The following is a 22,532-nucleotide window of genomic DNA, read 5'->3' on the forward strand; positions in this document are numbered from 1 at the left end:
AACAGCACAAAGAAGTCTAATGGTTGACTTTGAGTCAATTGATGCAAGTGCCAAGCACCTTGAACTTTCGGTTCCATCACCTGTTCAAAACTAGACCAAGTCTGATTTCGTAGCACTCCATTTGATAGCACCATCACAGAATGAATCACTCCTACTAACGGTCGCTTTGACTGCTCAATCCTCTGCAACACCCCTTTCATCGACTCCAAATCAGTCACATCGGCTTTTTCCACTACCACGGACGCTCCTGCCATTTCTAACTCGGTTATTTTTTTCCTCGTAGCATCATCCGGTGAACGGCGTCCTAACAATATCAAATGTTTAGCTCCCTTTGACACCATCCAATTAGCTACCAGCAAACCCAAAGCTCCCATACCTCCTGTAATCAAATAGCTTGCTTCAGAACGGAAACTTAAGGGCTTTTGAGTCTTACCATCAGCTTGTTGTGCCACTAATTGCCGATGATGACTACCAACCAACCGAGCTACATAACGACTATCCCCACGCCATGCTACCTGGTCTTCCCTATCCTCCGACCAAATTTCTTTAAATAGCCCATCAACTTTACCCTCTAAAGTCTCCTCTGGGTCTAAATCTATACAAGTACAGTTCAACTCTGGATGTTCCCAGCTAATCACTTTCCCCATTCCCCACACCGAAGATTGAGCTACTCCTGGTATCACCGGATGATTATTCGGCACCGCCTGAGCACCATTTGTCACCAACCATAATCGAGGGACAGTTGATAACCCGCCTTTCACCAATGCTTGTACTAAAGATAGAGTTGTGCCACACCCTAACTTCGATAAACTTCCTAACTCCTCAGAATTAATCCCATTCCCCGCTCCGGTTTCACTCGTCCAACATTGTACCACTCCATACAATGATGGTGACTTCCCTGCCACTGTCTCTATTACCTCCTCAAAATCTTGAGCTTGATTAGGATTAATAGTAAACTCTCCCGGAGCTATCTGTTGATACTTTTCTCCCGCCAATACTAAAGTACAAACCTCTCCTACTGAGCGGAGTAAGGTCGCTAACTGTTGCCCTACTCCCTCAGAGTCTGCCAGTATCAACCAACTCTTAGAATCATCATTCCTTGGTTCTAACTTCCTTTGAGAGCTTTTAGCTACAATTACCGTTTGCTCTGACAAGGTTTCTGCCATTCCCTCCACTTCTGGCATAGTAACTACTTCAGTAAAACCCGTTTCTCTCAATACATGATGCCATTTTTCACGACTCAACAAAGGATAATCTGGTCGTAATTCATAATCCCTGAATTTCCACCATCCTTCTAACAGTCCAAATACTAAATCTACCCATATTGTTTTAGCTGTTCCTTCAGATAACACCAACATTCCCCCATCTGCTAACAGTTCTCGCACATGAGATAATGTCTGCTTCATATCTGTCGTTGCATGAAGTACATTAGCTGCAATAATTACATCATATTGATGAGCCTCAAATCCTTGAGTTGTCGGGTCTACTTCTATGTCTAAAGTTTGATACTTTATAAACTTATAATCCCGGAATTTCTCTTGAGCTTTGGCTGTAAATAATGCCCCTATATCCGTGAATGTATATTCGGTTTGCTGAGGATTTAGATGAGGTAGGATATAGCTTGTAGTCCCTCCTGTTCTCCCTCCTATTTCCAACAACCTGAGCCCCCGGCTTTTCGGTAATTTTTCTAGAGCTTTGGTGATGGATTTTTCTACTATTGTGTTCATCACCAAAGCTACTGTTGAGTCTTCATAAAGTTGAGTCGCTGCCGTCAAATCTCCTTGGGGGAACACTAACTCTCCTGGGTCTATTGCTCCTCGTAATACCCCACTTAGTTTAGATCCACAACGAGAGAGTAGTGTCAATGCTGCTGTTTCTTCTGGATATTTCTTCTGTAAACTGCTGATTTTTTCCGTAGGCTTGACTTCAGGTAAGGTTTGTGCTACTTCCCACTGCTGATTCTTTGACTTGAGTATTCCTGACTCTGTTAATATTTGCAGCAAACGCTTAAACAGTGGTCGATGGGTAGGAACTATACCTAATTTTTGGGCTGCTACATCAAATGCAAAGCTTTCTGTTGGTTTGTATGACCAACTCATTGACTGTAATGCTTGTACTATATAATCTCTGCTTAATTCTTCTAAGCTTGTTTCAAAAGACGCTGTTGTTTCCTGATCTACTTGAGTTACTAATTCTGTCAGAGTTGGAGTTAATTTTTGGTTGATTTGTATAGGAGGTATGAGGAAATCTGGTGGTAGTAGTTTACCTAAAATACCTTTGTTTCTCCACTCTACTTCATACAACCAATTTTCTATTGATTCGGTTTCTGTTCTCAGTAGGCTCTGTTTTGTTGCTAGTTTAACTTGTAAACCTTTGAGGTTGGCAATTATTTCTCCTTCTGGAGTTACTATGGTGACAATAGCAGTCAAACTTTCTGGAGTTTCCACTTCGGGACTGGTTACTGATGCATATGCCCATATACTCAGCCCGGGAGTCTTATATAGTCTGAATTCTTCTATTCCTGCTGACAGATAAGTTTTGTCATTATCCGTTGCTGGCAGTGCATGAGACATTACTTGCAAGGCTGCATCTAATAGTGCTGGATGGAAATGATAGTCGATTGTTTGTGTTATCAATTCTTCGGGGAGTTTGATATAACCTAATGCTTGGTTTGAACCTGACCACAATTCTTGAATGCCTTGAAAGGTATTCCCGTAGTCTATCCCTACTTGTTGACATTTTTGATAATGTTGTTTGACTTCTATTGTTTGATTACATTCACTCTTGTATTTTTCTAGGTCAACTTTTGTCTGAGTAGGGGGGGTTGACTCTTTTCTGATTTTTCCTGTGGTGTGGAGTCTCCACTCCTGTTGTTCTGGTTGAGAAAATATTTGAAACTTATAGCTTTGGTTATCTATTGGGGTGAGTATGGTTTGGGCATTGGTTAATTCTCCTGTTGGTAGTATCCATCCTCTAGTTATGGTTAGGTCTTCTATTACTATCTGGGATGTTTTTAATTGGTGATTTCCTGCTGCTATTGCTATTTCTAGGTAGCCTGTTATGGGAAATAGTGCTTGATTAAATACTCGGTGGTCCCTCAGATAGTTGGGTGAGTTTTCTCCTATTTGTGATGCAAATATTTGTTGTTCCCCTGCACAATTTAGCTTTTGACCTAATAGGGGATGGAGGTTTTCCCCTTGGGAAAATTGCCGTTGAGGCCAGAAGTTGTTGTTGGTTTCTACCCAATAACGTTCTCCCTGGAATGGATATGTGGGTAATACTACTTTCTGGCGAGTATAATCAGAGTCAAACCCTGACCAGTCTATTTTGGCTCCTTTTACATACAATTTTCCTAAGCTTGATAGCATTTGTTCCCATTCATCCACCCCTGGACGTAATGATGGCAGCCATTCTCCTACATCTTCTGTTACACATTGTCTTCCCATTCCTAGCAATATTGGTCTCGGTCCTATTTCTAGGAAGGTTTCATATCCTTCCGACTCTAGAGTTTTCATACTCTGGGCAAATCTTACTGGTTGACGCACATGATCTACCCAATATTCAGCATTTGTTATTTCTCCATCTACTTCAGTACCTGTGACGTTTGATATTAGTGGTATTTGGGGTTGATTATAGGTGACTTGTTTAGCTACTGATTCAAACTCTGCTAACATCGGTTCCATCATTGGAGAATGGAAAGCGTGGGATACTTGTAGCTGCTTGGTCTTTATTCCCTCTGATTCAAATAAACTACAAATATTTCTTATGGCTACACTCTCACCAGAAATTACTATACTTTCTGGTCCATTTATCGCTGCTATTGTTACTTGGGAACTATATTCTTTTATAGCCTCTGTTACCTGAGACTCTGATGCCATTACCGATACCATCTCACCACCGGAGGGTAACTTTTGCATCAACTTTCCTCGCATGGCTATTAGTTTCAGACCATCTTCTAAACTGAATACTCCGGCAATGCAAGCTGCTACATATTCTCCTACGCTGTGACCCATGACTACATTAGGTTTGATGCCCCATGAATCCCATAATTTAAAGAGGGCGTATTCCAGGGCAAATATAGCGGGTTGGGTGTAAGCTGTTTGGTCTAATAGATTATCACTTGACTTTTGTGCATCCTCAGAGTATATGACCTCTAATAGAGGTACTTCTAGATAGGGTTGTAAAATTTGGTCACATTCCTCTAAAGCTTGACGGAAAGTTGGTGCTTTTTCATAAAGTTGCCTTCCCATATTCGCATACTGGGAACCTTGACCTGTGAACAGGAATGCTATTTTATGACCTTCGCTATTTCGTTTTCCTGAAAATAGTCCTACTAATTCTTCCTGAGCTTTCCACCCAAGTAGTTTCTCTATTAATGCTTTTGGTTCAGAAGCAATAACTCCTAATCGATAATTAAAATGTGCTCTACCTGTAGAGGCTGTATAACATACATCTGCTAGTGGTAACTCGGGATTAGTTTCTAAATAATTTTGATAATTACTGACTAAATCTTCTAGAGCCTTTTCTGTTTTCGCAGATAGAGTTAACAGATGGATCGGACGTTCAACAATATTCTGACTTTTAACTTGAGAAGGAGCCTCTTCTATAACTATATGAGCATTAGTGCCACTAAAACCAAAAGAACTAACTGTAGCTTGCCTTGGTTGGCCTTCAAGCACTTCCCAATCTTTTAATTTTGTATTGACATAAAAAGGGCTATTTTCAAAGTCAATATGTGGGTTTGGTTGATTAAAATGTAAGGATGGAACTAATTTTTGATTTTTGAGGCACAAAATTGTCTTGATCAAACCAGAAACTCCGGCAGCCGCTGCTGAATGACCAATATTAGTTTTTACCGAGCCAATCGCACAAAACTGTTTTTTGTTCGTCCATTTAGAAAAGGCTTCTGTTAAAGCTTCTACTTCTATCGGGTCTCCCAGAGGTGTTGCTGTACCATGAGCTTCTACATAACTAATAGTTTCTGGGTTAATTCCAAATTTCTGATAAACTGCTTCTTCTAAACTGGCTTGAGATTGACTACTAGGGGCACTAATCCCGTTAGTATTACCATCATAATTAACTCCTGTTCCTTTGATTACTCCATAAATATGGTCGTTGTCTTGAATTGCTTGACTGTAGCTTTTTAATAAGAGAACACCACAACCTTCGCTCCAGGCTGTACCCGATGCTGAAGCATCAAAAGTCTTACAACGTCCATCAGGAGATACAACTTGAAACTGACTTGACATTATTTGGAAGTCTGATGTTGGCATTAGAGTAATACCTCCAGCGATCGCTATTTCGCTCTCTCCTCGTTGTATGCTTTGGCAAGCTTGATGAACAGCTACCAATGACGACGAGCAGGCAGTATCAATAGCTACTACTGGCCCTTGAAGGTCAAGCATATAGGCAATTCTTGCTGGTATCATTGACGGACAATTTCCTGTAGCCGCCATCCTATGAACATCTAATCCTGAAATTGACAACAACTTAAGATAACCACCATTTACCGTAACTCCCACAAATACTCCATATTGTTTACCTCTAAGAGAGTCTGTAGCATATCCAGCATCTTCTATAGCGTGGTAAGCTTCTTCTAAAAATATTCTTTGCTCAGGCTCCATAAACCAAGCTTCTTCCGGAGAAATATGAAAAAATAAAGGGTCAAATTTATCAATTTCATCTAAAAAACCGGCACATTTTGAATAGGAAGTACCTGGATTATCTGGATCTGGATGATACCAATTTTTTTCTTCCCATCTTCCAGGAGGAGCTTCCGTTACACTGTCAATTCCATTCTTTAAATTTTCCCAAAATTCTTTCCAGTTATTCGCTCCTGGATATCTACATGACATACCAATAATCGCTATATCTGTAGTTGGTATATGATTTTGACTAGGATTAACCTCATCATTAACCTCTGTCTTAACTTCTGGTTCTACTACTTCTAATAATAATTTTTCTGCTGTTTCTAAAGATATTTCTCCTAAACTAATCAAAGATAATATTTTCTCTGAGCTATCCATGTTAATTAACTTGTTTTTAATATTATCTATTTGAGTTTCTGCTATAGCTTTATCTTGTGTTTCTGTTTCCGTATTTCCTAACAATAGTTGTTCCGCATTTTCTAAGGAAACTTCACCAGATTGTAATTGAAATAATATCTGTTCCTCTTTAGTCATTTTGTTTTCAATGGATAGCCGAGCATCCAATTCTTTTTCCTTTCCAGAATAGGAGTCAGGCATAACTACCACTACCCTGCCGAAATGCTTCCCACGTCGCATATAATCAAAGGCTTTAAGAACATCTTCTATTGGAAATGTTTTGTAAGGTAGTGGCTTCAAGCGATCGCGGTCAAATTCAAGTGCCAAATTATCCCATATCTGAGAAAACAATTGATTATCTTTGGCAAATTCTTCTAACAAATCAAAAGTAAAATATTTGATATCTGGGCGTTTCTGATAGACTTGCTCGTGACTCCAAATGCCCAACTTACCAAGTTCAACATATCGCCCTCTATCGGCAAGGATCTCTATATTTTTCTGGATGTATTCTCCATGAGTCAGGCTATTGAGAATAACATCTACCCCACGGCCCTGAGTGAATTCCATCACATCATTTACAAACTCCATCGTTCGAGAATTCATCACATACTTAATTCCCTGTTCCCGGAGATAATTCATCTTACCTGGACTAGTAGTAGCAAATACTTCCGCTCCAAAAAGTTGAGCCAACTGAATTGCTGCTTGTCCAATCCCACCTGAAGCAGCGTGAATTAATACTCTATCTCCTGGCTGAATTTTGGCTAAGTTAATCAACCCGTGATATGCAGTCGAAAACGGCCCCCAAATACTAGCTCCATCTTCCATATTCAGATTAAAATTTTTACGCACCAGTTTGTCCGGCGAGCAGATAATAAAGCTACTAAATGCATCGTGAATTCTCATTACCATTACTTCATCGCCGACTTGCCACTGCGATACTTCTGCCCCAACAGCTACGATAGTACCTGCACCTTCAAAACCAAAAGTGAGATCTTCAGCATTAGCAATGCCAAATGTTTTTTCGTAATACTCTTGGAGCATACCAAGTGCATTGAGTATATCCCGAAAATTAACTGGTACAGTTTTGATTTGAACCTCAACTTCACTTGGGCTTGGAACTCTACGTTCTAGAGGTACCAAAGTTAAATTGTTTAACGAACCATAACTAAATGTCTTCAACTGAAATGGTTGACAATTCAATGAATCTGTTCTTATTTCTTTTCTTACAGCCTCTTGAGGAAAATTTTGAGGGTTATTACTTGCCGTTGTCCTTTTGTCAAAATTTTCCTCTATTCTACTTGCTACCTCTGGTTGGTGAAAGGTTATTTCGTGCATAGCTACTTCTTTATCTATAAATCCTGGTAGCGTTTTGCGGATTTTTGAAGTTAAGTGTTCCTTTAAAGTTATTAAAGATAGTCTGGGTTTTTCCGACATTTCATAGGCTATCTTTTTAGCCACTTCTAGCACATCTTTTCTCGGTACAACTGGAAAAGAAACACCCCGTTCAGCTAATTCTTTTCCTCGATAATTTTGGGCAGTATACATCATTTCAAACCCTAAAGCACCGAATTTCTCAGGGAGAATTAACGTGCATCCGACACCTGGAGTAAAACCATACTTCATAAAATTAGTAGTGTAAATACTTTCTTGACTTAACACTACTAAATCTGCATACAATCCCAAAACCAAACCACCGCCAATACTATGACCTTGCATAGCTGCAATTACTGGTATTTCACAATCTAATGCTATTCTAAAAAAATCTAAATCATTACATTTGCTGTCTCCTTTCCAAATACTGATTAACCGTTCTTTTGTCCCTCCCGAACAGAAATAATTTCCATAGCCTGTCAAAATTACTACTTTATAACTTTGGTTTTGAGCAACTGCACCAAAACATTTGTATAATCCTTCAATTATTCCAGGAGAAAATATATTGCAGTTTTCTTTATCTTGCATCGCGATTTGCACGACACCATTACCCAAGTCCACCAGTTGTACTACATCAGAGTTGCCCTCTACTAAGTCCAAATTAAGATTTAGGTTTGCCATGGAAATAATCCTTCTTTTTGAAAACGTTTAATTTTTTCTTGAACAGTAGGTTCTGCTATTAAGCTAGAAATCTCGTTGACGGCTAAATCTTGAGTTTCTGCCTGAATAATCCATAACTGATTAATATAATTTTTTAACTCTTTCACCCCTGATGAGGGTAAATACTTTAAACGTCGAATATATTTACTTATTAACTGATTAATATTACTGCCATATTCATCTATTAATCCCCACTTCTCGGCCTCTGATGCTGAAATAGCTTGAGTCGTTAGTGCTAAACGGTAGGCTTTCTGAAACCCCACTCGACGAATCAAAAAAGGCAATACACAAGCTGGTAATAACCCAAATAACAATTCTGATAAAACAAAAGTTGCCGTTTCATCAGCAATAACTAGATCGCTTGCTGCTACTAAACCCACCCCTCCCGCCTGGACTTTACCACGCACAAGTGACAAAATTACTTTGCTACTTTGAGACATTTGTTTCAAAATATTGTAGTAACCATTAGCACTAGCTTTTGGATCAAATTGTTTTGCTGTTGCCACTTCTTCAAAATCCATCCCTGTACAAAATACATCAGGTAGTCCTTCTAATATCACTACTTTAACAACTTCCTCTGCTTCAGCAGCTTGCAAAGCTGACAACAATTCCATCGTTAATTGACTATTGATGCTATTGTTAGATTCAGGTCGATATATCTGAATCCTTTGTACAACATCTTGATAACTGATTTTCAGGGTTTGATAACTCATGGCTATACCCATTCATATTCTCGGTGAAATTCCTTGATTCTTTTCAGCACTAAGCGACCTTTACCTTCAATTTGTTCCCACACACCAGGAAATAGTTTGTAATCTAGGGTAACATTTCTAGTGCCAAAGGCAACTGCCGAACTATGACTTAGTAACTGCTCATATTCTTCCATACTTAAGGAATAGCGCATTGCTAACTGTGATGAAATTTTTTGTTGAGCTTGAATTTCCTTTCCTTGCGGGGTGACGACTCCACTATAAAATTCCGAACAACAACCAGAGCCATAAGAGAATACACCAATTCGTCGGGCTTTGCTAAAATCTGCATTATCAATCATGCTAGCTAAAGATAAAAATACTGTAGCTCCCATAATATTACCCACCTGTTGACAATAGACTAATCCCGGCATCACCCGTTTCTGAAAGTCCTCTTCAATCTCCACAGGTTTTGCCCTTTTAAACTTACGCATCATACTTCTGTGAGCCCCTTTCACCATACCCCCAAAAGGAGTATGAAAGCTCAAGTAATCAAAAGTTTTTTGGTAATCTACTCCTTCTACTCGATCTTGATACTCTCGGTAAGCATTTTCACAACAATCTAGGTAAGATAGCAATGATAAATCTGCATCTCCTGCTTCTGAGTCTGGGTTAGGTCTGCAAGTATCCATGACTTCATACCCATAATAACCATTGCATCCTACATCAACTTGGAAAATTTTAGGAACATCACTGACCAAAATAGCTACTGCTCCAGCACCACTGCTTGGTTCTACAAAAGACCAATCTTCGCTGAGAGCTTCTCCTCCCTCTACAACAACAGGTCGAAATATATCAGTTCCTATAACCAAAGCTTTAGCCCCTGGACAGGTTTGGGATAAAATCAAATTTAATGCCATCTGTAAACCTGCTGTACCTGAGTAGCAAGCTTGCTTAATCTCAAACATTCGGCAGTTACGACTTAGCCCCAAATAATCATGGATATAAGTGCTCATAGATTTGCCAAAATCAATGCCAGATTCACTACAAGCTATCACCATTTTGATTTGTTGCTTATCCAGATCGCTGAGGCTATCAATAATAGGTTTTGCTGCATTAATAGCATTGGAAACTGGATCTTCATAGGGCATAGCAACTGTCTTCTCTTTCATCAGAAGATTATCGAAGCGAGTCATGTCTAAGTGACGTGCTTCGCCTAGCATTCGCACATCTAGTTTAGCTGAACCCCCATATACATTTAGTGCTTCAATTCCAACTTGTTGCATGAGTTTACTCCTGTCCAATTAATAAAGCTGTATTGATACCCCCAAAACCAAAACTGTTGCTGATAGCATATTTAATCTCAGCTTGAACAGAAGTTTCTTTCACCCAATTGAGACTGGTATCAATAGGATTAACTAAATTTTTAGTTGGATGACAAAAACCAAACTTCATTTGTAATATGGTGGCGATCGCTTCCACTACACCAGCAGCAGTTAAGCAGTGGCCTATTAAAGATTTTGTTGAATTAAGTAGGCAATGCTGAAGTCCTACTGATTTGAAAGCTGCCACTTCTGTTTTGTCGCCAAGGGGGGAACCAGTACCGTGGGTATTCACATAATCAATACTCTCTGGCTGAAGGTCTGCCATGGCTAAAGCAGTATTTATAGCCCGTTCTTCCCCTTTTTGGGAAGGTTCGGGACTACGGTTCCCATCTAAAGCTAATCCCCAACCCTTAAGTTGGCCATGGGATTGAGCGCCCCGTTGTTGAGCGCGGTCAGTTCTCTCTAAAATCACTGCTCCACAACCCTCTCCATAAATAAAGCCATCATGGTCTTGGTCAAATGGCCTACAAGCAAGGTTTGGGCGATCGGCAAAACGTTCGCTCCCCATTGCACCTAAATTCATTAGTGCTTGGAATTCATACCCTGATAGATCGGATAAAGCTCCCAGAGCAATGCAAATATCACTGTTCCCCATTAAAATTTGACGAGCAGCATGAATTATAGCAACTGCTCCGCTGGCCGAAGCTCCACCTACACTATAGCCCTCACCTTGAATCTGAAAACACTGGGAAATCAGACCTAATATATCTGTATCCCAAAAGGTCAGACCATAAGTTGGTCGTATAAACTCCTGACGTGAGTGATAACGTTGCCAGGTTTGCTGCTGATAACGTTGTTGTAAATTTGAACCACCTACAACTAATCCTACTCGTTCTGGGTTAACTTGGCTGGAGGTGAGTTGAGCATCTTGCCAGGCTTCAGCGACAGCTACTATTGCAACTTGGGCGCTCTTAGTAGCAGTACGTAACAGTCCACTGTACTCAGGAAATAGGGTTTTGGCGTCAATATCGGGAATTTCGGCACCAATAAATGGTTTGATGCTTTCACGTCCTGGCTGTTTTAGATAAGCAAATTGAGTTTTCCCTGATAACAGAGCTTCTTTAAAAGTAGCAACTCCTTGACCAATGGAACTAACAATGCCCATACCTGTTATTTCTATGTTACTCATTGATGCACCCTTTAGTTTTGTTAATTCCCGTGATTTACTTTTTCTAATTTCTCTGCAAATATATCAGCAAGTTCTCCTATATTTTTGGAGCCCGCTAATTCTATGCGTGGGATATTTAAGGATAACTCTTCCATCACCATCATTATAATTTCTGCCCTATTTACTGAATCAATGCCTAGGTTTTTTAGGCTATCAGTTGGTGCTATGGGTACTTTTTCTAATTCTGGTGCTATTTCACAAGTATATCTTTTAATTATATTAAATATTTGCTCTTTATTCATAAAATTTTCCTGAAAAATTATACTATATTTTTACTTTAATTTATTTTTTATTTGTTGAATCATTTTATTTCCTTCCTGGACTGTTAATTCTTTATTGGCCACTTTCTTCAATATTGAGCGTAATTTTTGTGTCATTTCCTCTGGCGAATCTCCAGACAAATAGTCTTTTTGACTAGATTCTTTATGCTCCGTTGAAAATCTACTTCCTCCTGTAGAATAAATTTCCTGGTTAATATATTTGGCGAAATCTAATAAGGTAGGGTAGTCGTATATTTTAGTGGCTTTGATATTCAAATTGTAGGTTTTATTGATATTAGTTATCCATTCTACTCCAACAATAGAATCTAAACCTAAATCAACAAACTTCTTGTTTTCTTCAATTTCACTAATATCCGCATACAGAGCATCTGCTAATTGTTGTTTCAAAATTTCCTTGACTTGTGAGAAATTGCTCTGGGTATCAGTTAGTTGAGATTGCTTGCTAATGCTTGCTTCACTTGAGTAAGATGGCGATCGCTCCACATCAATATTTATACTATGAGTTGATAGGATTTGAGCAATATATTTGGCAAAATATTGTAAGGTAGGGTAATCGTATACTTTAGTGGCTTTTATATTTAAATTGTAGATTTTATTGATGTTAGTTATCCATTCTACTCCCACAATAGAATCTAAACCTAAATCAACAAACTTTTTGTCTTCTTCAATTTCACTTATATCTGCATATAAAGCATCTGCCAAACTTTCTTTGAGGGTTTCTCTGATTTGAGTCACATCTCTATCAAGGCTATTCAATTGAGTTATATTTTCAGATTCAATATCAGCAGCAGGTTTTACTTGAACTGCTTTTGTTGGAACCTCTATAGTTGATTCAGCATTCGATAAATATAGTGATTCTGGATCTGATAATTTTAGTTTTGGTTGCTGTAATATTTTGTCGTTCATTTGTATTTCCTTGAGTTGAATATTTACTCCATCAAGTTGTACTTTTTTTTCAGATGTTATGCTCTTTTTGTTTTGACTTTTCCGTTCTCGAATATCTGTTATCCAATACCTTTTTCGTTGCCAAGGATATGTTGGTAACTCTAGCTTATTACGGAAATAATCCTGATCAAATCCTAACCAATCAATTTTTATTCCCCGTACATACAATTGAGCCAGACTTTGTAGTATTTGTAACCAGTCTGGTTTTCCTGAACGTAAACTGGGCAACCATAGTTTTTTTTCTCCCATCAGACACTCACGAGCCATACCTAACAGTATCGGTTTTGATCCTATTTCTAGGAAAATTTCAGCACCTTGTTTGTGTAAAGTTTCCATCCCTTCGGCAAATCTTACTGGTTGACGCACATGACTCACCCAATATTCAGCAGTGGTTATTTCTCCACCTACTTCTTGACCAGTAACATTTGATATTAGTGGTATTTTTGGTTGATTATAGGTGATTTCTGTGGCCACTGTTTCAAATTCTGTTAACATTGGTTCCATCAATGGGGAATGGAAAGCATGAGATACTTGTAGCGCCTTTGTCTTGACTCCAACGGATTCAAATTGACTACAGATACTTGCTATGGCTGCACTCTCACCTGAAATTACTATACTTTCTGGTCCATTAACTGCTGCTATTGTTACTTGGGAACTATATTCTTTGATGGCCTCTATTACCTGAGATTCTGATGCCATTATAGATGCCATCTGACCTCCGGAGGGTAACTTTTGCATCAACTGTCCCCGCATGGCTATTAATTTTAAACCATCTTCTAAACTAAATACCCCTGCTACTGTTGCTGCCACATATTCTCCTACACTGTGACCCATGACTACATCTGGCTTTATACCCCATGATTCCCATAATTTAGCTAGGGCATATTCAAGGGCAAATATAGCGGGTTGAGTATAAGCTGTTTGGTCTATCAAAGTCGAACTTTCATCTTTAACCTCAACTGGATAAAGTATATCTAATAAAGAAACCTCTAAATATTTTACCAGCATTTTACTACACTGGTCAATAATTTTATGAAAAGTGGGTTGAGTTTCGTATAACTGCCTTCCCATTTGCAGATATTGAGAACCTTGACCAGTAAATATAAAGGCTATTTTTGTTCTAGTTTCACTTATTTGTTTTCCTGAAAAGATTCCAGCAACATTCTCACCTTGTTTATATTGTTTGAGTTTCTCTAATAACTCTTGTTTATCAGAAGTAACCACTGCTAATCTGTGGTCAAATTTTGCTCTACCGATGTTGGCTGTGTAGCAAATATCCCCTAAATAATTATCATTATTTTCGGCTTCTAAATAACTTTCATAACTATTAACTAAATCTTCTAGTGCTTTTTCAGTCTTGGCCGACAGAGTTAGTATATGAACCGGACGTTCTAGATATTCTTCACTTCTGACTTCTGACTTCTGACTTCTGACTTCAATAGGAGCCTCTTCTAAAACTATATGAGCATTTGTACCACTCATCCCAAAAGAACTAACTCCTGCCACCCTTTTCTCCCCTTTGGACAACCAAGGAGTCAGTTGATTGGGTACCTTCAAAGGCATATTTTCCCAATCAATATAAGGGTTAGGATTAGCAAAATGCAGATGAGGCACAATTTTATGATGTTGCAATTGCAAAATCACCTTAATCATACCTGCTATTCCAGCTGCTGCTTCCAGATGACCGATATTAGTTTTAACTGAACCGATGTTCAATGGATTTTCCTGATCACGTCCCTCCTCAAACACCCTAGCTAAAGCTCTCACTTCCATAGGATCTCCTAGAGAAGTTCCTGTACCATGAGCTTCCACATAACTCACTTGTAACGGTTTTACCTTGGCTGCTTTGAGAGCTTTCTGAATCAGTTTTTCCTGAGCCAGTTTATTCGGTACCGTCATTCCGCTACTTGGTCCATCATGGTTAACAGCCGAACCAGGAATTACTGCTGATATCCTGTCCCCATCCTTGAGCGCATCCGACAAACGCTTCAGTACCACAATGCCACATCCCTCTCCCCTACCAAAACCATCTGCAGCAGCATCAAAAGTTTTACACTTACCATCAGGTGCTAGAGCCTTTAATCTTGATAGTGCGGTTGTTACTTCGGGAGAGAGAATTAGTTGAACTCCTCCAGCCAAAGCCAAGTTGGACTCACCCTGACGCAGACTCTCACAAGCTTCATGGATAGCTACTAGAGATGATGAACAAGCTGTATCTATTGCCATTGATGGACCTTGCGTTCCTAAAAAGTAAGATAACCTACCTGCTACAAAACAAAACAAATTTCCTGTAGCATCGTAAGGGCTTATATCTTCGGCTGCTTGGTGAAAACCTAAATTCGCGTAATCATTTTGACCGATACCCAGGAACACCCCTGTCTGAGTGTTTTCTAATTGTTGAGGGTTAATACCAGCTCTTTCTAAAGCTTCCCAAGTTACTTCCAAAATGAAGCGTTGCTGTGGATCAAGACTATAAGCTTCTCGGTTAGAGATTCCAAAAAATCGTGGGTCGAACTGATCTACTTGTTCTACTAATGCTGCGTGACGGATATACATTTTCCCTGGAGTATCAGGGTTGGGGTCGTAGTAGGAATCTAGATCCCAACGTTCTAGGGGAATCTCTGTAATGGAGTCTTTGCCATTGGATAACAATTCCCAGAAGCTTTCTGGTGTGTTGGCATTTCCGGGAAATCTACAGCCTATGCCGATGATGGCTATTGCTTCACTTCTTGAGCGCTCCATCATCTCTAATCTTGTTTCTTCAGATAATGGGTCAATTTCTGTTGTCTTCCATCCCATTAATTCCTCTATACATAAGGACAATTTTGCAATAGTTGGATATTCGATAGCTATTGTCTCAGGCAACTTGGTTCCTAGTTGATTTTGCAGTCGATTTTTTAATTCTATGGTCATCAAAGAGTCCATTCCCATAGATGCAAAACCTACATTTACTTCTGGTAATTTAGATGAACTTAAACCTAGTACCTGAGATACTTGCACTCGAATGTGTTCAGTTAAAATTTCCTGACGTTTCTCTAGTGATGCCTCCTCTAATTTTGCTAAAAATTCGGCTTTAACTTTTTGGTGTCGTGTATCTTTTGCTGCCCATTCCTCCTTCTCTAATAATTCTCGTAGCAATGAATTTTTTTTGATACCACTCCAACTTTCTGAGAGTACCTGCCACTCTATACTTGCTACACCTACCTGAGCTGTAGCAGATTCATTTGTTAATAGTAAATCTAAGGCATACATTCCTTCTTTGGTCGCCATCTCAGTTATGCCACTGCTGTGCATCCTATTTTGATGCTCCACTGCTAAACGAGCAGCCATTCCCCCTGATGCCCATGCTCCCCAATTAATCGCCAATCCTGATAATCCTCTGCTGCAACGATAACTAGCTAAAGCATCCATAAAGGCATTGGCTGCAGCATAGTTTCCTTGGCCAAGAGTCCCCAACATCGAAGCTATTGAGGAGAAACACACAAAGAAATCTAATGGCTGATTTTCAGTTAATTTATGTAAATGCCAACTTCCTTTTACCTTGGGCGACATGACTTTGGCAAAACGCTCCCAATTCATTTGTTGTATGGTTCCATCATCTAACACTCCTGCTGTATGAATTATGCCTTTGAGTGTTGGTAAAGATGTCTGAATTTGTTCAAGAATTTTGGCTATGTCTGCTTCAACAGAAACATCCCCTAACATAATCCTCACTTGACATCCTGTTTCTTCTAATTTTTTTATAGATTCACTTACTTTTTCTGAGGGAGGGCGACGCCCAGTTAAGACAATATTTTTCGCTCCCTTGGATACTAACCATTCGGCGGTATGTAATCCTAAAGCTCCTAAGCCTCCAGTTATTAGGTAACTACCATCTGATGATAAGGATAGGAATTCAGGAAATTCTTGAGGTTCTTGCCTGGCAAGACGAGCTACATAGGTATTTTCTCCCCGTAAAGCTAGATTGTCTTCTTCTTGTTCATTAACTAATAATTTCCACAGTATTTCTACTTCGTCTCCTGCTGCAGCTTGTGGATCTAAATCTACTAATCCTCCCCATAATTGGGGATGTTCATTAGACACTACTCTACCTAATCCCCACAAAGTTGAGGTTGCTAGTCCTGTTATTTTATTTTCTGTTTGGGATAATACTGACTGAGACCCACGGGTTACTAGCCATAGTTGGGGAGTGCTGTTGTTTTTGAGTAAAGTCTGTAACAAGTGTACTACGCTGCCACATCCCCATGATTGAGTTTCTTCTAAGGTTTCAACAGTTAAGTCTTTTGATTCGGGTGCGTCTAAACTCCAAAAATGAATTAACTTTGATAAGGGAGTTTCACTACTTTGTTGAATTTCTTGATAGAGTTTTTCAAATTCTTCGAGAATATCTGGGTTGATTTGATAAGTGCCTGCTGTTTGTTTTTCATAGCTCTGGCCTCGATAGACTAAGCTGTATTGATGACCCTGTTGTTGTAATTTTTGGGCTAGTTTTTCGGCTACTCCTGTGGTATCGGCTAAAATTAACCAATGACTCGGTTCAATGTTTCTGTTTGAGTTGGTTTGAGCTAAGGATTTCCACTGAACTTCATAGAACCAGTTTTTGATGGTTACTGCTGTTAATTGTTCCTGATGATGTTTGGCTAATACATCTAATATTTCTGGTAAAAATTCAAGCTTTTCTGGTGAAAATTTTACCGATTTTTCTATTTTTTTAATGAGAGCTTCTGTTTTTCCTTGAGTGAGTAGTTTAACAATTGAAGTCTCACTAATATTTTCTGAATTTTGATGTTCCTTCTGTTTGTTTTCTTTTATTTCTATCCAATGTCTTTCTCGTTGGAACGGATAAGTCGGCAATGCTACTTGATGACGAGTATAATCTCGGTTCAACCCTAACCAATCTATTTTAGCTCCCAGTAGATACAACTTTCCTAAACTCAATAGCATTTGTTGCCACTCATCCACTCCAGGCCGTAATGATGGTAACCAGACACCTACATTTTCTGGTAGACATTGCCTGCCCATTCCTAACAATACTGGTTTCGGTCCAACTTCTATAAAGGTTTGATACCCTTGTTGATGTAGCGTTTCCATTCCTTGGGCAAATCTTACAGGTTTACGGACATGATTAACCCAGTATTGAGGGGAAGCAATAGTCTTATCTGCTTTTGTACCTGTAACGTTAGATATAATAGGTATTTTAGGTTGATTGTAGGTTAGTTGATTAGCTATAGCTTCAAACTCTCCTAACATTGGTTCCATTAATGGTGAATGGAAAGCATGAGATACCTCTAGTTTTTTAGTTTTTATTCCCTTTGCTTCCAGGTCATTTACTACACCTGTTACTGCTACAGAGTCTCCAGAAATAACTGTGCTTTCTGGTCCATTTATTGCTGCGATGCCTACGGCGGGCTTCGCCAACGCTATTTCTTTTTTGTGAGGTTCTAGGAGTCTCCTAACGGTAGATTCTGAAGCCATCACAGAAAGCATTTCTCCACCTGAAGGTAACTGTTGCATCAGCCTGCCCCTAGCAGCTATTAATCTCAAACCATCTTCAAGATTGAAGACTCCTGCTACACAAGCAGCCACATATTCACCTACACTGTGACCCATTACTATGCTGGGTTTAATTCCCCAAGATTCCCATAACTTAAATAGCGCATACTCTATTGCAAACAGAACTGGTTGAGTGTAAGCTGTTTGGTTTATTAGAGATGAATATTGAGAATTTGTAGTTTTATTATATAGAACATCTAATAGAGAACATTCTATTTCAGAACTTAGTATCGTGTCACACTTATCCAACACTTCATGGAAGACAGGTTGTGTTTGATACAGTTGTTTTCCCATATTGACATACTGGGAACCTTGACCTGTGAATAAGAAACCTAATTTCGGTGTTCTTATGCGTTCTGCAAGTTCCCCTATTAATACTCCCGCTGTTGCCTCCCCAGCTTGGTATTTCTTAAGTTTTTCTACTAACTCCTGTTTGTTTGAGGCGATCGCTGCTAGTCGATGGTTAAAATGGACTCGCCCAGTATTAGCGGTATAACAAATATCGGCTAACTCTGATTCTGCATTAGTGTTGAAATATTTTTGATAACGACTGACTAACTCTGAAAGAGCTGTTTCAGTTTTAGCTGAAAGGGTTAATAGATGAACTGAAGGTTCCTTATCCCCTCTTCTTCCTTCCTTCTTATTTTCTCCTTCCTCAAGAACTACATGAGCATTTGTACCGCCAAAACCAAAGCTACTCAACCCTGCCCTAAGTGGATAAGGTTTTCCTACCCTATCAACTTTTATTTCCCAAGATTGAAGCTTGTCCACCACAAAAAACGGACCTTCTTCTAATTCAATATCAGGATTAAGTTGCTGATAATTTAATGAACATGGAAGAGTTGCATACCTCATGCACAGCAAAACTTTGATTAGTCCAGCCAAACCTGCTGCCCCTTCCAAATGACCAATGTTTGTTTTAACTGAGCCCAAACCACAACTATTAGCAGGTAACTTACCACTTGAACTCAACCCTTTAAACGCTTCATTTAAAGCCTCTACCTCAATTGGGTCTCCTAGAGATGTACCCGTACCATGTGCTTCAATATAACCTACCGACTCTATATCAATATTAGCTTCCCTATAAGCCTGTTCCAACAATTTTGCCTGAGCTTGGGGATTTGGTGCTGTAAAAGAACTTGCTTGCCCTCCATGATTCACTGCTACACTGCGAACAACCCCATAAATAGAATCACCATCCGTCAACGCTTTTTGATAATCTTTAAGTACAACTACTGCCCCTCCTTCTCCCCTGACAAACCCATTAGCACCCGCATCAAACACCCGGCAGACTCCATCAGGAGATAACATACCCGCAGCACTATAAACTTGGTTATTCACAGGAGAACACATTAAATTAACGCCTCCTACCAATGCTGTTTGACACTGCCCACGACGTATTGCATTTACTGCTTCATACATGGCTACCAAAGAGCTGGAACAAGCCGTATCAACAGTTAAGCTAGGGCCGTGAAAATTATAAAAATAGGAAAGGCGATTGGCAAAAGTTGCTGGAGCTGTACCAGTAGCAATTTGAGCTATTTCGGCTGTCTCCAAACCTTTTTCTAATAAACTTCTGTAGTCATAGTGACAAACTCCTACATAAACCCCTACTGATTTACCCTTTAATGTATCGCTTGCATATCCTGCATCTTCCATCGCTTCCCAGGACAATTCTAACAACAGCCTTTGCTGGGGGTCCATTAACTGCGCTTCCCTAGGAGTAATCCTAAAAAAGGATGAGTCAAACAAATCTATATCTTTCAAAAAACCACCGCGTTGAATAGATAAATCTATTTCTGAACTCATGGAGTTAAATAGATTTCCCCAACGCTCTGAAGGAAGATTCTGCATTGAGTCCCGACCTTCCTTAAGTAGCTGCCAAAATTCTTCTTTAGTATCTGCTCCAGGAAAACGGCAAGCCACACCTACAATGGCTATTCTTGCTAGTGAACTGCTCTGGTTAGAATGCATTAAAATTTTCCCCCTGATTCAAATTTTCCCCCTGTGGACCTGTGAAAACGTTATTTTTTTTTCAGTCCTAGTCTTACTAACTAAAATTAATATCTTCCCGTTCTGAAAGATACTCTGCTACCGCTATAAGAGTTTTGTAACTAAAAAAGAAGGTAGACTTTAACTTAATCCCAAACTTTCTTTCTATAAGAGCACGAAATTCTAACAACTCCAGTGAATCCATTCCTGACTCCATTAGTGGTGTGTCACCATACAAACTCTCCATACGTTGAACACCCAGTAGAGATTTTAATAATTTTCGACATTCCTGTTCAAAAATTTCTAATTGGGATGAACTTTCTTGTGAATTATTAATACTAATAAAATCGAATTCTGCCTGCCCATACTTCCCATTTTCTGTCAAATTTTGTTGAATTTTATCATAAAATGTTTTCTCCTGCACTTGATGCTTTCGAGCAAATATAACAGATTCTCTTGCCTTAGAAAGATCGTGCATCTCACAGGGCAATCCCAATGGTATTATTTCATCAAACCCACAATCACTGAGAACTTTTTGCCACAGTGGTATACTCAGTAAACAACCAACGTCTAGTCGGTATTCTGGATCTTCAAACAACCAAAATCCTTGAAGCAACCCTCCAAAGTATAAAAGAATATCAATTGGTTGAGTAAACTCTAGTAATGCCAATAACCCCCCAGTATTTAATAGTGAGTTACTGTTATTTAAGGTTTGATGAATTAATTTTGTGTTATGGAGTACGTTATTAGCAATTACCACATCAAAACTTTCAGACTTTATCCCCTGAGCATCAAGAGATTTTTCTATGTCAAAGGTTTGATATTTCACCCAAGAAAACTGCTTGAACTTACTCTCACCATAACGTGTAAAAACGCTAGAAATATCAGTAAACCAAAATTCAATTTGCTCTGCATGAGAAGCTAGCTTTTCTAGCAATATTCCTGTAACACCTCCTGTTCCTGCTCCAATCTCCAAGATCCGAATAGGTTGTGCCCTCTTTTCTTCTAACAACCGTTGTTCTACTTCCCAGCAAACCCCATCTGCTAGCAACTCATTAAAGTAGTCAGCAACACGATGTCCTAGAAAGAGTCCAGCAAATAGCTCCATATCCCCATCTGTAAAAACAACTTCGTTGACATCAACTTCACCGCGTAGAATCAAGGGATATTTCTCTAGACACCTTTTGACTACTGTTAACCAGGATAAATGAGCAGGATATTTTTCAGAAAAATAATCATAAAAACCAGAAACTTCAGACGAAATATTTTCTAAGGCAAAGGTCTTACATCTTGCTAATGTGAACACTCTCTCTTTCTCAATTTTTAGAATACCACGCTTATGCAAAATTTGTAACAAAGCACCTAAAAGTCTCTGGTAACGTGGTGAGATGTTTAGCTGGGAAACCAACTCAGACTCCTGATAAGATTCACCTTCTCTGAGAAATACACCCATATCTTGAAAAACACGCAAAAGCCAACGTGCGGCAAAGGCTTCTAGCTCATATTCTGGAGCCATTAAATTACATAGTTCTAAAGTAGCTAATTCGTGTAGAGTTATTTTTTCTATAAGCTTTTTGTTTAAAACTGAAGATTGATACCACTTTGATTTTTGAAAGTTTGAGATGGCTTCATGGTATTTTAACAATCCTTCTATTTCTTTTATTCCTGGTTTGACTACTCCCCACTGTTCCACAAATTCTAGTAAATCTTTTGCTAATACTTGCCAATTTTCTACAGAAGTCCTTACTAAAAACTCACGAATTACTAGCACCTCAGTAGAATTTTTAGTTTCTGTGAAGATTGCAGCTACCAATTCACCTTGATATTCTAATAATAAATGTGCTGTTGGAGTTTGTTTCAATAAAACTTGAAAGAAGGGTTCGTTTACAGGTTGATTAAATGTCGCACACTTTAACAGATTTGGTATATCGTTTACAGTTGCATACCGTATCTGATATTTACGCTTTTCAAAATGATTAACTGTGATTCGAGTCAATGGCAACGTTTTCGGATACTTACGAAAAGCTTCTTTCCGTGAAAATAAACCCACCTCTGCTGCTGCCATCAAGAACACATCTGCTTCTACTAAATGTTGCATTGAGAAGGCATGATAGGCATCAAAATGCAGAGATTCACTTTCGTCTAGATATTCTTTTACTACTGCTGGCGTTAAACTATGTACTTCTAGGAGCAATAATCCATGTCTAGTTATTATTGATGACCATCTTTCTAAGTGTTCTACTAAACTTTGTACTGCTATGTGAGGTGGTATCAGCTTTCCTTCTCGATCTACATCTACTACTTGATAATCTAACTGAGAACGTGCTTGAGCTATTTCTGTATTTTTTGGAGCTATAAATGGTCGGTCATGATCTAGGAATGAA

7 protein-coding genes are annotated in these 22,532 nt (G+C 39.0%); all 7 read right to left on the reverse strand.

The genetic code is table 11. The features are described from left to right. Positions 1-8,096: type I polyketide synthase (locus tag F6J99_RS20730; protein ID WP_293114884.1), on the reverse strand; the 8,096-nt coding region annotated here is incomplete at its 3' end. Beyond that, positions 8,084-8,848 carry an enoyl-CoA hydratase/isomerase gene (locus F6J99_RS20735; RefSeq protein ID WP_293114886.1) on the reverse strand — a complete coding sequence of 255 codons (765 nt, stop codon included), beginning with the start codon at positions 8,846-8,848 and terminating at the stop codon, positions 8,084-8,086. The genes F6J99_RS20730 and F6J99_RS20735, both read right to left, overlap by 13 nt. A gap of 2 nt (positions 8,849-8,850) precedes the next feature. Next, positions 8,851-10,110, reverse strand: a complete 1,260-nt coding sequence (locus F6J99_RS20740) for a hydroxymethylglutaryl-CoA synthase family protein (RefSeq protein WP_293114888.1) — start codon at positions 10,108-10,110, stop codon at positions 8,851-8,853. 4 nt (positions 10,111-10,114) lie between these two features. Further along, positions 10,115-11,338, reverse strand: coding sequence for a beta-ketoacyl synthase N-terminal-like domain-containing protein (locus tag F6J99_RS20745; protein WP_293076560.1), 1,224 nt, complete (start codon positions 11,336-11,338; stop codon positions 10,115-10,117). A gap of 20 nt (positions 11,339-11,358) precedes the next feature. Next, a complete protein-coding gene (locus F6J99_RS20750; protein WP_293076558.1) occupies positions 11,359-11,619 on the reverse strand; it encodes an acyl carrier protein in 261 nt (86 codons plus the stop codon). Positions 11,620-11,649: 30 nt separating this feature from the next. After that, on the reverse strand, positions 11,650-20,130 hold the full coding sequence (locus F6J99_RS20755; protein WP_293114890.1) for a type I polyketide synthase: 8,481 nt from the start codon (positions 20,128-20,130) through the stop codon (positions 11,650-11,652). Positions 20,131-20,206: 76 nt separating this feature from the next. Next, on the reverse strand, positions 20,207-22,532 hold a 2,326-nt coding region (locus tag F6J99_RS20760; protein ID WP_293114892.1), incomplete at its 5' end, for a methyltransferase.

Source organism: Moorena sp. SIO4G3 (assembly GCF_010692305.1).
Lineage (GTDB): Bacteria > Cyanobacteriota > Cyanobacteriia > Cyanobacteriales > Coleofasciculaceae > Moorena > Moorena producens_A.

What these genes read in the sequence shown, in the direction of transcription:
- F6J99_RS20735 (WP_293114886.1), bottom strand. Translation starts at nt 8,848, where the DNA reads ATGAGTTATCAAACCCTGAAAATCAGTTATCAAGATGTTGTACAAAGG.
- F6J99_RS20740 (WP_293114888.1), bottom strand. Translation starts at nt 10,110, where the DNA reads ATGCAACAAGTTGGAATTGAAGCACTAAATGTATATGGGGGTTCAGCT.
- F6J99_RS20745 (WP_293076560.1), bottom strand. Translation starts at nt 11,338, where the DNA reads ATGAGTAACATAGAAATAACAGGTATGGGCATTGTTAGTTCCATTGGT.
- F6J99_RS20750 (WP_293076558.1), bottom strand. Translation starts at nt 11,619, where the DNA reads ATGAATAAAGAGCAAATATTTAATATAATTAAAAGATATACTTGTGAA.
- F6J99_RS20755 (WP_293114890.1), bottom strand. Translation starts at nt 20,130, where the DNA reads ATGCATTCTAACCAGAGCAGTTCACTAGCAAGAATAGCCATTGTAGGT.